This is a genomic window from Microcystis sp. M44BS1 (assembly GCF_020244875.1).
GTDB classification, from domain to species: Bacteria; Cyanobacteriota; Cyanobacteriia; order Cyanobacteriales; family Microcystaceae; genus Microcystis; species Microcystis panniformis.
In genome coordinates, this window is sequence record NZ_JADBVM010000104.1 from 1 (window position 1) to 13135 (window position 13135).

Consider the following 13135-nt stretch of genomic DNA (forward strand, 5'->3'; position numbering starts at 1 on the left):
ATTCCCAAATGCGTTTAACCGCTATGGGATAGAGAGGTGCGTAGTTCACCCAAGGAGAATCAATCTCTCGAAGTAAAAGTGAAGGGAATTTCTGAAATGGAATTCAGTCTGTCTATATTTGACTATACTTTTACTAACTATAGCTTGTAATCACTTGCTCAAATGAATTAGCATGGTGCGTTCCCAAAAATCTATCGGTGCGGCAGTAGCAGCTAGATTAGGGAACGCACCCTACAGCGATGGCTAGGAATAAGCTCTGTTCCGTCCGCAGCGACGAAGTGTTAGACATCTTTTAGCTCTTCAAACCTTGACAAGAGCCGATTAGGAACTAAGAAAATCATTTTAATATGAGAGTTTGTCGGTTTTGTTTCAATCTTCATGAATTTTGGTCTCGAATTATCTCCATCCTCCTCCTTAGGTTTGACGAAAGCAAAACAGGTAAATTCAATAGATTTAATAAATTCAAGGAGCTTGGTTGTTGGATAAATTTCTGACAATACCAAAGGTTGATCTCGAATTAGAAGATTTTTGCCACCCATTAGTATATCGAAGTCTGCTCCTTCAGCATCTGTTTTGATACAGGAAACACTCAGTAACGGATAATCAGACATCAATTTGTCTAAAGTATTTACCTTGACTGTCACCTTGTTCTCTTGGGGACTATGCCTAACCAGCGAATTTAGTTCAGGCATTGAGTTCAAATTAAGATCCATACTGCCAGGCTCAGAAAAAAGTGCTTCTTCTAGAACATGACAGTTTTGAAACTGGGAAAGATTTCTCTTTAAGTGTTCAACCATTCTCGGATCGGGTTCAAAGGCGTAAACCTGATTAGATGAAGGAGCAGCCAGTAAACTATAATAACCAATATTAGCTCCAACATCAATAAAGTCTTTATTAATATCTAAGAATCGATGAAGGATAATTTCAGACCCCCAATCTAACTTGCTTCCCTTGAGGAAAATTTCCGTTCCGAATCGACTATCATAGGGCAGAGTCATTTCTACATTATTAAATAGAACCATTTTCTGGTTGAGCTTGGTTATCTTATAAAATGCTCGTACTACATAGCGGTATAGGAAATCCCAGCCACCAATCTCTCGAACCAATCCAAGAAAATAATTGAACTTATGCAAATAAATAGTCCCTTTCAACATATACTCTCACTTCAAGTTAGCCATGGCGGCATCTAAATATTAATTATACCGCTCTCTGCGGTCGAGCCACCTCCTCTGTCCTACTATCCTACCCCATCGGTCCGACACCCCCTCAATAAAACCCAATACCGCACTGTGGGGTCTCTATCGGTGCGGCAGTAGGAGCCACATCAGGGAACGCACCCTACAGCGATGGCGTACTGCTACGCAGTGCCTTCGGCATCGCACTAACCCTAACAACAATTTTTGATTTTTACCAGAGGTCTATTGACTGAATGATGGGATGTAATATTTCAATAACCAGCATTTTCTTGGTGCTTGAACTATACCCTGAGATGTAGATTTTTATATAATAAAAAAAGATTAGTATAGAGGTAAAATTAATGGCTGAAACCCTATATGAAAAAGACTATGTAGCTTGGCTGCAAGACCAGGCAGAAAAACTGCGATCGCCTGATCGCAATACTTTAGATTGGCAAACTTTAGCCGAGGAATTAGAGGAAATGGTGGATGAACGCAAATACAAAGCAGAAAGCTTTCTTATTCAACTCCTCAGTCACCTGCTACTTTACGCCTACTGGAAGCATCCTTACTACCTACCCCACTGGACAGACGAGATAGATAATTTCAGATTGGAATTGAGCTTGCTGTTTCGCTCTAAGGTAATCTACAATCATGCCTTAGAACGGTTTGGTTATTGTTATCAAAAAGCTCTGGGAAAAGCGAGCCGCAAAAGTGGATTAACTTTACCAGTTGACTGTCCTTGGACAATTGAGAAAATTCTTGATGAAGATTGGTTCCCTGGTTAAAAACTGGAGCTTGCAATCCAACTTACATCCATACAACAATAGGGTGGGCAATACCCACCTTACTTCAGTTGCTCAACAACTAATAGCTGGTATTCCAAAATCTGGTTGAAAAAGAAATTGAGTCATGCGAGGAAGTTTCGGATCCATCCATGACTCAATTTTGATATATAGCGTTTCTAGGTTCACTAAATAAGAACTACGTCAAGAGAAACCACAAAACCAACTGGAAGGTTTGCTATCTTGGCAAACTCGGTCCCTAAAAATGAAAGTGATCCAGTCCCTGCGTTGTAACTGATCTGACTCAGAGAAGTGGCTCCAAAACCCGATGCGCTAACTTCAATTTTGTCTCCTTGTGGCCAGAAAAAGTCTTGGATAGTATCAACTTTCTCGGAGAGGAAATTGAACCGGAACTTATCGGCACCAGCACCACCAGTCAGGGTGTCGTTGCCATCGCCACCATTGATGCTGTCGTTGCCAGCACCGCCATTGAGGGAATTATTCGCAGTGTTCCCGATGATTGTGTCATTGCCAGCAGTGCCAATTAGATTTTCAATGCTGACCAATGTGTCTGTAAGAACAGAATCACCAGGGAAACTCACTACACCCGTTGATAAATTAGCATTGATCGGTCCCCCATAGAAAGCATAGGATGTCGTGTCATTTCCCAGACCTCCATCAATGGTATCAAAACCAAATCCACCGTCTATCAAGTCATCACCAGCGCCGCCAAATAATTTGTCGTCGCCAGCACCACCATTGAGGACATTGTTGCCACTGTTGCCATTGAGGATGTTGTTTTTGCTATTGCCAGTAGCGTTGATATTGGCACTTCCCATCAGGGTGAGGTTCTCAATCCCATGTCCTTGGTTACGAAATGTCCCCGGTCCTATGGAATAAGTGACTGTGGCCAATACCGTATCAGCCGTCCCACCCGAGACATCGTCCCAGTCTTCCCTAACGATATCGTCAACATTGTCCACGCGGTAGGTGTCGTTGCCATCACCACCATTCATATCGTCGGCACCCGCACCACCATCAATGGTATCATCCCCCCAGAGTCCACCATACCATCCAGTGACTCCGGCTGATGCCGAAGATGGAGTAATGATGTTATTAGAGCCATTTCCCGTAACTAGGGGCATAATTTAGTCCTTCTTAAAATTACATAATTTACACACTGTGCAACTGTATTTTTAGTCTTGATTTACAAGGCTTTCAAAAGTCGGCACAGGCAATTGTTGCCATCCTACAGCCAAACGTCTAGAATGGTCATTAATTTTTGTGCATGGTCGGGTCTTCTAACCGAAGGCATTGACGAAAAACACATTGTATCTGTCCTAGAGGCACTATGAAAAAGCTTAAGCAATACTGGACTGCTGAAGCACTGGAAAAAGACTTAGGCGATCCTCTCAATCCCGATAACCCTCTATCCTACAAGCGGGTGATTGAAATTGATGAGAGCGAAGAATTTCCCCACGAGGAAATTCGCTGGTTATACGACTGGAAACTCCAACACTACTACATTCCCACGGATTGCGGCGGTGAATTTACCTCTTTTGAGGAATTTGTCGCTTTTGTGCGGGTACTTTCCCGACGGGATCAAACTATCGGTATCGCTTTTACTACCCTATTCTGGTCGTTTTTAAACTGGATGGCGGGAACCCCAGAACAGAAACAGAAGCTCGCCCGTTTTATCATGGATGACTATGGAGCGATGTGTCTGGGTTACTCGGAAAAGGAACACGGTAGCGATCTGATCAATGGTGATCTGACCGCGACGAAGGTGGAAGGAGGTTATATTCTCAATGGGGAGAAATGGCCGATTAACCGGGCGACTATCTCTGGAGTTTCCTTTATTTTGGCGAAAACCGATGCTAACGGCGGGCCGAAGTGTTTAACCCTATTTATGGTGGATAAACGGCAATTAGACCCCGAAAAATACTATAATTTGCCGAAAATATATACCCATGGCGTGCGCGCCTCGGATATGAGTGGCATTGGTTTTAAGGATTGTTTCGTCCCCGATTCCATGCGTTTACGGGAGGAGGGAGACGGTTTAGAATTAGCCCTGAAAGGTTTCCAGATTACCCGAATGTTGTGCGCGGCTTTTTCCCACGGGGCAGCCGATACCGCTTTAAGAACTACCCTCGGTTTTGCCGTTAATCGGGTAATTTATCAGAAAACTGTGATGGATTTGCCCCAACCCCGGCGCACTCTCGTGGATGCTTTCCTTGACATCCTCATTTGTGATTGCGAGACGATTCCGGCTGCGAGAGGTTTTCATATTATCCCCGAACAGTTTAGCGTCTGGGCTTCGGTGGTAAAATATTTTGTCACCGTCCGTCTGGAGGAGATGGTTAATAGTGTTTATGTGGTCTTGGGATCGCGTTTTTATATGCGAGAAGAACACGAATTCGGCATCTTCCAGAAGCTACTGCGGGATAATTCGATTATCAGTATGTTTGACGGCAGTTCGATCGTCAATCTTCATGCTTTAATCCTACAATTGCGTCCTTTAACCAAATATCGGGCTAAACGCAACTCGCGCACCATGTCGGCGTTAAAAAGCCGTTTAGAGGCGATTTTTAGCCTAGAAAAGTCGGTTCCTCCCTTTGAACCTAATAATTTAGAATTATTTGGCCGGGGAATGGATGATTCCCTACAGGGTTTAGAGATTGCCCTTGATATGCTAGAAGGATTGAAAGATTCTCAGGAGGTGGACCCGGAGGTATTAGAAAATCTATTGATGTTGGGTAATTTAGTTTTAGAGGAACTAAATGCTCATGATGAACAGATTAGTCAATCGAAATTCGAGTATGGTCACGACCAATCACCCGAATTGTTCGAGATTGCCAAGAAATACTGTACTTTACACGCTGCTTCTGCTTGTTTACACACTTGGCTTTATAATCGTTCCATCTTGGGTGAATTTTTTGCCCGGGGGGAATGGTTGGTGTTGAGTTTACACCGATTACTGCGAACTCTCCGGCCGCTGCCTTACACTCTATCTGAGGTGTATGTAGAAAATGTTGCCCAAGAATTGCTGAAATTATATCGAGAAAATCAACATTTTTCGATCGTGCCTTTTCAATTAGCCCCTTCACAAACTACCGAGGAAAAAACCCATGAACTCCAGCTCCAATCTTAATAATCTCGTACAAAATTGGTTAGTTAAACAGTTAGCCGATCAGTTATCTTTGGATGCAAAAACGATTAATGTGACTGAACCTTTAACCCGTTATGGTTTAGATTCGATCGATGCGGTAACGATGGTGGGTGATCTGGAAGATTGGGTCGGTCAAGAGTTACCTTCCACCCTTTTCTGGGATCATTCTACTATTGAAAAAGCGTCTCTTTTCCTAGTAGAAAACTACGATCTTTCTAATCTTTCCGGTGAGGAAACCCCCGCAGAAGTTGCTCCCGTCGCTGAAAAAGCTGAACCGGCCGTTAGTGGTGGCAAAGGTTGGAGTTTATTCGGTCGTCGTTAATTTTAGGTGTAGGGTGGGTTAGGCGACGACAATTTATGCTAGGGAAAATTATCTAGTATTCGCCGTAACCCACCTATATTAGTTATCAATTGGCTCTGTTCTCTACTCACCAGTATAGGAATTGCTAAGTACCTAAACAAAATTAATTACCCATTTCTCCGTAAAGCAACAATCGCTGTATTTCTTTTCTGTTGCCCGTTCCGCAGTTCTGGAGTTCCCTCTCACCACTAGGAAATTTATTTTGTACGACTACTTATAAATTGAAATATACAAAAAAGGGCGATCGCTTGATCGCCCTTTTCTCCTAGTAAATAACAAAAATTATCTCAAGATATACACCAGTAAAAACAGGATAATCCAGACCACATCGACGAAATGCCAGTATAATTCTGCTGCTTCCACCCCAAAATGAGATTGACTAGAATAGTGATCTTTTTGACGAGAACGCCAGAGAACCGATAGAATTAGCACTAAACCGAAAGTAACGTGGAGACCGTGGAATCCAGTTAAGGCATAAAAAGCGCTGGTGAAAACATTAGTTGTCAGACCGAATTCAGCGTGATAATATTCGTATCCTTGACCACAAAGGAAGATAATGCCCATCAGGGCAGTAATACCGAACCACAATTGTAAACCGGCGTTATTATTTTGTTTAATCGCCTTTTGTCCTATGTGCATAACAAAACTACTGGACACCAGAATAATTGTGTTAATTGTCGGTAGGGTTAATTCTAATTCGGGCGTGCCGGCGGGGGGCCAAACGGGTAACATGGTACGGTAGAACAAGAAAGCGGCAAATAATCCTAAAAAGATGGAACTTTCCGCCACTAGAAACAAAACCACACCGAATAAGCGATGATCTGGGTGGCCATGATGCCCGTGTTCCACCGTTTCGTGATGATAATTGACAGAGAGTTGAGAATCTTCGAGCGTTGAACCTTGCATGATTGAATGTCCTTAGTTTACACGGGAGACGGGGAGTGGGGAGATGGGGGGATAGGGTGATAGGGGGATAGGGTGATAGGGAGATAGGGTGATAGGGAGATAGGGAAATTTCAGCTAAATTCCTCACTACCCCAACACCTAACACCCAACACCCAACCCCCAGGGCTAATCCCCCATAATTATTGGGATTCGGCGCCCACTTCGGCGAGGAGATCTTGTACTGATTCCGCTGCTTCTGATTCCTCCAGATCAATACCGTAATCGTAGGGGCCGGACCAAAGAATCGGCATTTCCTCGAAATTCTCGATAATTGGGGGAGAGGAGGTTTGCCATTCTAGGGTTAAAGCGCGCCAAGGATTACGACCGGCGGGTTGACCTTTAAAGGCACTCCAGACCATATTAATAGCGAAGGGAAGACTCGATATACCGAGAATATAAGCTCCTGCGGTACTAAGAACATTTAAATCCTGAAACTGCACATCATACAGGGCAATACGACGGTTCATACCCAATAATCCCAATTCGTGCATCGGCATGAAAGTTAAATTCAAACCGATAAAACTGAGAACAAAGTGGATACGACCGAGAGTCTCGTTATACATCCGTCCGGTCATTTTCGGGAACCAATGGTAAACGGCAGCAAACAGGGCCATTGCCGTACCACCAAATAGTACATAATGGAAGTGACCGACGACAAAATAGGTATCGTGGACGTGGATATCGAAGGGAACAGAAGCCAACATAATCCCGGTCAAACCACCGATGAGGAAGGAAGACAGGAAACCGATCCCAAATAATAAAGACGTATTGAGACTAAGTTTACCCCCCCAAAGAGTGGCACACCAACTAAAGATTTTAATGCCCGTGGGAACGGCGATTAACATAGTTGCCGCCATGAAAAACATCCGTAACCAGCCGGGGGTACCGCTGGTGAACATATGGTGGGCCCAAACGATTAAACCCAAGAAACAGATGGTGAGACTGGAATAGGCGATCGCTCGATAACCAAAAATCGGTTTGCGGGCGTGAACTGGTAATATCTCCGATATCGTGCCGAAAAAGGGCAAGATCATGATATAAACAGCAGGATGGGAGTAAAACCAGAACATATGCTGATAAACGACCGGATCGCCGCCGCCGGCAGGATTAAAAAAGCTCGTGCCAGCGATTAAATCAAAGGACAAGAGAACAAGAGCAGAAGCGAGAACGGGGGTGGAAAGCAGTACCAGAGTCGAGGTGGCCAGCATTGCCCAACAAAATAGCGGCATACTGTACAAATCCATCTCAGGAATCCGCATTTTCAGGATCGTGGTGATGAAATTAATCGAGCCTAAAATCGAAGAAGTCCCGATCAATAAAAGGCTCAAAATCCACAATTCTTCCCCCCATTTGCCGCTAATTAAGCTTAAAGGTGGGTAGGAAGTCCAACCGGACTGGGGTGCGCCGACAAAGAAACTGGATAATAATAGCAGCCCGCCGGGGGGGTTAAGCCAGAAAGCCACAGCGTTAAGACGAGGAAAAGCCATATCTTCCGCCCCAATCATCAGGGGAATGAGATAATTGGCAAAACCTGCCCCAACTGGAACGATCCAAAGAAAGATCATGATCGTTCCGTGCATGGTCATGAATTGGTTATATAGTTCTGGGGAGACAAAATCGGGGTCAGGAGTGGCTAATTCCGTCCGCAGCACTTCCGCGAAAGCACCGCCAATAAAGAAGAAAAGAAAAGCAGTCACCAGATATTGAATCCCGATGACTTTATGATCGGTGCAGAAAGTAAAGTAATCGGTCCACTTGCGGTGATGAATCACCTCGGGAACGGTTGCTGGGGTGGTTATTTCCGTTGATGCTGTCATAAGGCCAAGATTTTAGATGACAAGAAAAATTACATTTGCTGCTGATGGGCAACTTGGGCGAGGATTTCAGCGTCGATGCCCATTTCTTCGGTGTAGGGGGTCAAATATTGACTATCAGAGCGATCTTTAGCGGTCATCGCTACGGTTTGATCGCTGTCAACTTCAGCGATCGTGTTATCCTGCACCCATTGGTCGTAATCCCCTTGGGAGTGAACCACAAAGCTAGATTTCATACCGCCGTGATAGGCCCCGCAAAGTTCCGCACAAATGATCGGATATTGACCAATTTGGTTGGATGTGAACGATAACACCGTTTCCTGTCCGGGGATAACGTCCTGTTTTAGACGCAATTGGGGAACCCAGAAAGCATGGATCACATCCCCTGCTTCCATATTCAGTTGCACGGGACGATTGACGGGAGCGTGCAGTTCTCCGGAAACAATGCCAGTTTCGGGATAGGTGAAGATCCAAGCGTATTGAATACCTTTAACATTGACCACTAGGGGGGGAACTCCTTCACCATCGTAGGAATTGCCAATACCTAGGGCTACTCTGCGATCGCCGCCCAGGGCCATCATCGTGCCGTGGTGATGACCGTGGTGGGCGATTTCTCCTTTGTCACCCTTGGAAATCAAGGGATCGAGACCGCCGATATTGTTATAAATCTCGAAGCTATAGACGGCAAGGATAAAGACGATTACCGTCGGGATGGCTGTCCAGAAGATTTCTAGGGGGACATTGCCCTCCACTGCCGGCCCGTCGGTTTGATCCCCCGGTTTACGGCGAAAGCGAATCAATATATAGATAATCACGCCTTCAACTATTAAAAATAGTCCCGTGGCGATGGTCATCATCAGATTAAAGATATTATCTATCTCCTGAGCATCTTCGGAAGCGGCCACAGGCATTAAGCCATGATTTTGGCCATACCAGAGACTAATTAAGGTTAAGGTGATCCCGAGTACAAGCGTCAGGATACTGCTGGGAATTTTCACGGTCTTTTCAATATTTTTAATAGTGGCTACTTATTCAAGGCTAAAACATGATTCCCCTATAGATGGGAAATTTAACCAGCATCTTCTGAGAATTTTATCTTTTCTTTGGGATCGTTTTCGGGGAAAGTATTTAAAATAACTAATTTTTATGTTTTATTCTGAGTTTATGTAAACAAATGTAACGGAAATGGCCAGAAATCTAAAGAATATCTAAAAGGTTTTACTTGTCGTAAAAAAACTCATTCACAGTGATAACTAACTGGCAAACAAAGAACGTAGGTTGGGTTGAAGCATGAAACCCAACGCCCGCATGGGTTACGCTACCGCTAACCCATCCTACAAATAATTGTGCCTACCTACTTAACTAACTGGCAAACCAAGCCAGGCTCTTTGATGACAGACTCCTTGAGAACAGGCAAACCGATGACCGAATCTGTTTTTAACCCGACACCCCTAAGAGAAACCGGCAATATTCAGGTGTGGATGCGCCGCTTAGTCTGGAAAATTGCGATCGCTACTTTCGCCCTAATGGTGGTGGGTGCTGCCACCAGAGTTATGAACGCCGGTTTAGCTTGTCCCGATTGGCCGCTGTGTTACGGTCAATGGATTCCCAGTCAGCAGATGAATCTACAGGTATTTCTGGAGTGGTTTCATCGTCTCGATGCCTCTTTGATCGGGTTTAGTACGCTCGCTCTCGTCGGTCTGTCTTGGTGGTACCGTCGCCATCTTCCCCCTTGGCTGTTCCCCTCTGCCATCGCTGCTTTGGCTTTAATTCTCCTGCAAGGAGTCCTGGGAGGATTAACCGTGACCCAATTACTGCGATTTGACATCGTAACGGCCCATTTAGCCACAGCTTTGCTCTTTTTTGCCACCCTAATCGTCATTGCTATCGGTCTGACTCCCTACCGTGGCACAGGTACAGTCGGGAAACTAACCGGGATGGGAATGGTCGCCACCAGTCTAGTTTATCTGCAATGTCTCCTCGGCGGTCTCGTCGGTTCCCGTTGGGCGGCCCATCAGTGTTTAACGGTTTCCCAACTCTGCACCGTGATGAATAGCCACATTATCGGGGTTTTTCCCGCCACTATCTCGGTGTTAACCCTAGTTTTCTTCGCTTGGCGAGCTGCCGCTATCCATCCTCTCCTCAAAAAACTAGCTTTTAGCGCCGGGGGATTAGTTGCCCTACAGGTATTTTTGGGCGTTGCCACCCTGAAACTGCATCTCCAGGTGGAACCCTTAACCATTACCCACCACAGCATCGGTGCGCTATTGGTGGGAACCCTCGTCGCTTTTACCACTTTTGCCCTTCGCGATCGTTCTTTCGCGCCTATAAGCCATCTCTAAGGATTTAATCACGATGACTGGAACTCAAGCCCTTCGCCACCACGATAATTTTTTACAAGTCGCTAAAAGTTATTATCAACTCACCAAACCGCGAATTATTCCTCTACTGCTGATTACTACAGCCGCTTCCATGGAAATCGCCTCTAAAGGCCAGGTTTCCCCCCTCTTACTCTTTCTTACCCTCCTCGGTGGCACTCTCGCCGCCGCCGCCGCTCAAACTTTAAACTGCATCTATGATCGCGATATCGATCACACCATGCTTCGTACTCGCGCCCGTCCGATCCCCTCCGGTCGCGTGCAACCCCTCCACGCCCTCATTTTTGCCCTCGTTTTAGCCTCCCTTTCCCTAGCACTTTTTGTCTTTTTTGTCAATACTTTGAGCGGATTTTTAGCAATGACCGGCATCGCATTTTATATGCTGATTTATACCCATCTGCTCAAGCGTCATAGTATCCAAAATATTGTTATCGGTGGCGCAGCTGGCTCGATTCCTCCCCTCGTCGGTTGGGCGGCAGTAACGGGCGATCTCGGTTGGATTCCTTGGATTTTATTCGCCATTATTTTCCTTTGGACTCCTCCCCATTTTTGGGCTTTAGCTTTAATGATCAAGGATGATTATGCAGAAGTAGATATCCCGATGATGCCCGTAGTTAAAGGAGAAGAAGCCACTAGCGAGCAGATTTGGCTCTATACTTTAATCGTCGTTCCTTTCACTTTCCTCCTGATTTATCCCTTGGCTGCCTGTGGTGTGGTTTATGGTGTAGCGGCTTTGGTTTTAGGGTTTGTTTTCCTGAAAAAAGCTTGGCGATTAAAACAGAATCCTTTTGATCGAGACATGGCTCGATCGCTGTTTAAATATTCCATTCTTTACATGATGTTATTATGTACAGCTATGGTGATCGATAGTTTACCCATGACCTCTCGTCTCCTCGCTACAATTGCCAGTTTATTCCCCTGTAGTTAATCTCAGTTATCAGTTATCAGTTATCAGTTATCAGTTATCAGTTATCAGTTATCAGTTATCAGTTATCAGTTATCAGATGTGAGTTTTCAGTTCACTGAAAATACTTCCCACCTCCCCCCGCAACGCGCACGAAGTGGTCTCCCCACTTCCCAATTCATAATTCATCATTCCCCCCGACTACTGATTGCGACTGAGGGAGTTAATTCGCTCGATTAGTTGCGCTAAGATGTCTTGTAATTGTCGATCTTGATGTTGGGAAAGGTTGATTTTATCACAGCTATAAATAACGGTGGTGTGATCTTTGCCGCCAAATTCTTCGCCAATGCGCGGTAAGCTTAAATCCGTGTGTTGACGCATCAAATACATCCCAATCTGTCGAGCAAAACTAATTTCTCGTCGGCGGGAATTTCCCTTTAGATCAGCGATCGAGAGTTGAAATTTTTCCGCTACTACCGCCATAATAATATCGGGAGAAGTGGAAATTTTGGCCATTGGTGGATTTAAAACCGGCGCAATATTTTCTACCGTCATCGGCAATCCGGAGATAGAAATATAAGTAGTAGCTCGGATTAATGCCCCCTCTAATTCGCGAATATTAGAAGTATAATTAACGGCAATATATTCGATAACTTCTCTTGGGAGACGCAGATTTTCGTACTCGGCCTTTTTTTGTAAAATTGCCATGCGAGTTTCGATATCCGGTGCTTGGATATCGGCCACTAATCCCATAGAAAAGCGAGAAATTAAACGATCCTGTAAACTGGGAATCTGTTTGGGCAAGCGATCGGAGGCTAAAACCACCTGTTTTCCCGCTTCGTGCAGGGTATTAAAGGTATGAAAAAATTCTTCTTGAGTGTATTCTTTTCCTTCAATAAATTGCAGATCATCCACTAATAATATGTCGGCATGACGATAATGATTACGAAAACTTTCCATACTATCTTGACGGATAGCGGTGATTAAATCATTCGTAAATTGTTCCGTCGATACATAAAAAACCCTAGATTGAGGATATAATTCCAGACGATAATGACCGATCGCTTGCATTAAATGGGTTTTACCTAACCCCACCCCACCACAGAGAAAAAGCGGGTTAAATTCCCTTCCGGGTAATTCCGCTACCGCTAAAGCAGCTGCGTGGGCCATGCGATTAGTTGGCCCGACAACAAAACGGGAAAAATTATATTTAGGGTTAAGTTGATTGGTGGGGGATAATTCTGATTCTAAGCTAGTGTGAGGCTGGAAAATAGCGATCAAATCGCCCTGTTGTGCCGTTAGTTGAATCTCGACGGGATAACCGACGATATCCTCCACTACTTCGGCAATTGTTGACAGATAATTTTTCTGAAGATGGTTAAGAATAAAAGGATTGGCAGCCTGAATTACTAAGCGATCGTTTTGCCATTCTTTAACCGTCGCCGTTTGAAACCAAGTCTCGAAAGCGGGACGGGATAATAGTAATTTTAGACGCTCTAGGAGATTATGCCAAAGTTGTTGGGTGCTGCTATCCACGGTTAATTTTGATTAAGTGGGTGGGTGTAATTAAATATAAGATGAACGTAGGTTGGGTTGAAGCATGA

Annotated in this window: 11 protein-coding genes; 5 read left to right on the forward strand and 6 right to left on the reverse strand. The window is 44.7% G+C overall.

The window, feature by feature from the left end; genetic code table 11:
- Nucleotides 1-281: 281 nt before the first annotated feature.
- A complete protein-coding gene (locus IM515_RS07495) occupies nucleotides 282-1154 on the reverse strand; it encodes an FkbM family methyltransferase (RefSeq protein ID WP_287628596.1) in 873 nt (290 codons plus the stop codon).
- 383 nt (nucleotides 1155-1537) lie between these two features.
- Between IM515_RS07495 and IM515_RS07500 the strand changes: the two genes are divergently transcribed.
- On the forward strand, nucleotides 1538-1963 hold the full coding sequence (locus IM515_RS07500; protein WP_012265473.1) for a DUF29 domain-containing protein: 426 nt from the start codon (nucleotides 1538-1540) through the stop codon (nucleotides 1961-1963).
- 185 nt (nucleotides 1964-2148) lie between these two features.
- On the opposite strand, the gene IM515_RS07505 is transcribed toward IM515_RS07500, so the two are convergent.
- Nucleotides 2149-3105: a calcium-binding protein gene (locus tag IM515_RS07505; protein WP_287628597.1), complete on the reverse strand. Its 957-nt coding sequence runs from the start codon at nucleotides 3103-3105 to the stop codon at nucleotides 2149-2151.
- A 206-nt stretch (nucleotides 3106-3311) separates the two neighbouring features.
- Between IM515_RS07505 and IM515_RS07510 the strand changes: the two genes are divergently transcribed.
- Together IM515_RS07510 and IM515_RS07515 are read left to right on the forward strand one after the other, a co-directional pair.
- A complete protein-coding gene (locus tag IM515_RS07510) occupies nucleotides 3312-5111 on the forward strand; it encodes an acyl-CoA dehydrogenase family protein (RefSeq protein ID WP_287628598.1) in 1800 nt (599 codons plus the stop codon).
- Nucleotides 5089-5451 carry an acyl carrier protein gene (locus tag IM515_RS07515; protein WP_002758399.1) on the forward strand — a complete coding sequence of 121 codons (363 nt, stop codon included), beginning with the start codon at nucleotides 5089-5091 and terminating at the stop codon, nucleotides 5449-5451. Before IM515_RS07510 ends, IM515_RS07515 begins: the two co-directional genes overlap by 23 nt.
- Nucleotides 5452-5772: 321 nt before the next feature.
- On the opposite strand, the gene IM515_RS07520 is transcribed toward IM515_RS07515, so the two are convergent.
- The 3 genes from IM515_RS07520 to IM515_RS07530 form a co-directional block, all read right to left on the reverse strand.
- Nucleotides 5773-6396 carry a cytochrome c oxidase subunit 3 gene (locus tag IM515_RS07520; protein ID WP_002796799.1) on the reverse strand — a complete coding sequence of 208 codons (624 nt, stop codon included), beginning with the start codon at nucleotides 6394-6396 and terminating at the stop codon, nucleotides 5773-5775.
- 179 nt (nucleotides 6397-6575) lie between these two features.
- A complete protein-coding gene (ctaD, locus tag IM515_RS07525) occupies nucleotides 6576-8252 on the reverse strand; it encodes a cytochrome c oxidase subunit I (protein WP_287628599.1) in 1677 nt (558 codons plus the stop codon).
- A gap of 29 nt (nucleotides 8253-8281) precedes the next feature.
- A complete protein-coding gene (locus IM515_RS07530; RefSeq protein ID WP_287628600.1) occupies nucleotides 8282-9247 on the reverse strand; it encodes a cytochrome c oxidase subunit II in 966 nt (321 codons plus the stop codon).
- Between the two features lie 423 nt (nucleotides 9248-9670).
- On the opposite strand from IM515_RS07530, the gene IM515_RS07535 reads away from it, so the two are divergent.
- Complete coding sequence (locus IM515_RS07535) at nucleotides 9671-10591, forward strand: COX15/CtaA family protein (RefSeq protein WP_287628601.1); 921 nt, start codon at nucleotides 9671-9673, stop codon at nucleotides 10589-10591.
- Between the two features lie 13 nt (nucleotides 10592-10604).
- Nucleotides 10605-11555 (forward strand): heme o synthase, encoded by a 951-nt coding sequence (locus IM515_RS07540; protein ID WP_002783220.1) that lies wholly within the window; start codon nucleotides 10605-10607, stop codon nucleotides 11553-11555.
- A gap of 177 nt (nucleotides 11556-11732) precedes the next feature.
- Here IM515_RS07540 and dnaA read toward each other — a convergent pair whose 3' ends face one another.
- Nucleotides 11733-13067: a chromosomal replication initiator protein DnaA gene (dnaA, locus tag IM515_RS07545; RefSeq protein ID WP_287628602.1), complete on the reverse strand. Its 1335-nt coding sequence runs from the start codon at nucleotides 13065-13067 to the stop codon at nucleotides 11733-11735.
- Between the last annotated feature and the right edge of the window lie 68 nt (nucleotides 13068-13135).

Bases quoted from the DNA above. Each gene is read 5' to 3' on its own strand.
- IM515_RS07535 (WP_287628601.1), top strand. From the start codon at position 9,671: ATGACCGAATCTGTTTTTAACCCGACACCCCTAAGAGAAACCGGCAAT.
- IM515_RS07500 (WP_012265473.1), top strand. From the start codon at position 1,538: ATGGCTGAAACCCTATATGAAAAAGACTATGTAGCTTGGCTGCAAGAC.
- ctaD (WP_287628599.1), bottom strand. From the start codon at position 8,252: ATGACAGCATCAACGGAAATAACCACCCCAGCAACCGTTCCCGAGGTG.
- IM515_RS07540 (WP_002783220.1), top strand. From the start codon at position 10,605: ATGACTGGAACTCAAGCCCTTCGCCACCACGATAATTTTTTACAAGTC.
- IM515_RS07510 (WP_287628598.1), top strand. From the start codon at position 3,312: ATGAAAAAGCTTAAGCAATACTGGACTGCTGAAGCACTGGAAAAAGAC.
- IM515_RS07495 (WP_287628596.1), bottom strand. From the start codon at position 1,154: ATGTTGAAAGGGACTATTTATTTGCATAAGTTCAATTATTTTCTTGGA.
- IM515_RS07505 (WP_287628597.1), bottom strand. From the start codon at position 3,105: ATGCCCCTAGTTACGGGAAATGGCTCTAATAACATCATTACTCCATCT.
- IM515_RS07515 (WP_002758399.1), top strand. From the start codon at position 5,089: ATGAACTCCAGCTCCAATCTTAATAATCTCGTACAAAATTGGTTAGTT.
- IM515_RS07520 (WP_002796799.1), bottom strand. From the start codon at position 6,396: ATGCAAGGTTCAACGCTCGAAGATTCTCAACTCTCTGTCAATTATCAT.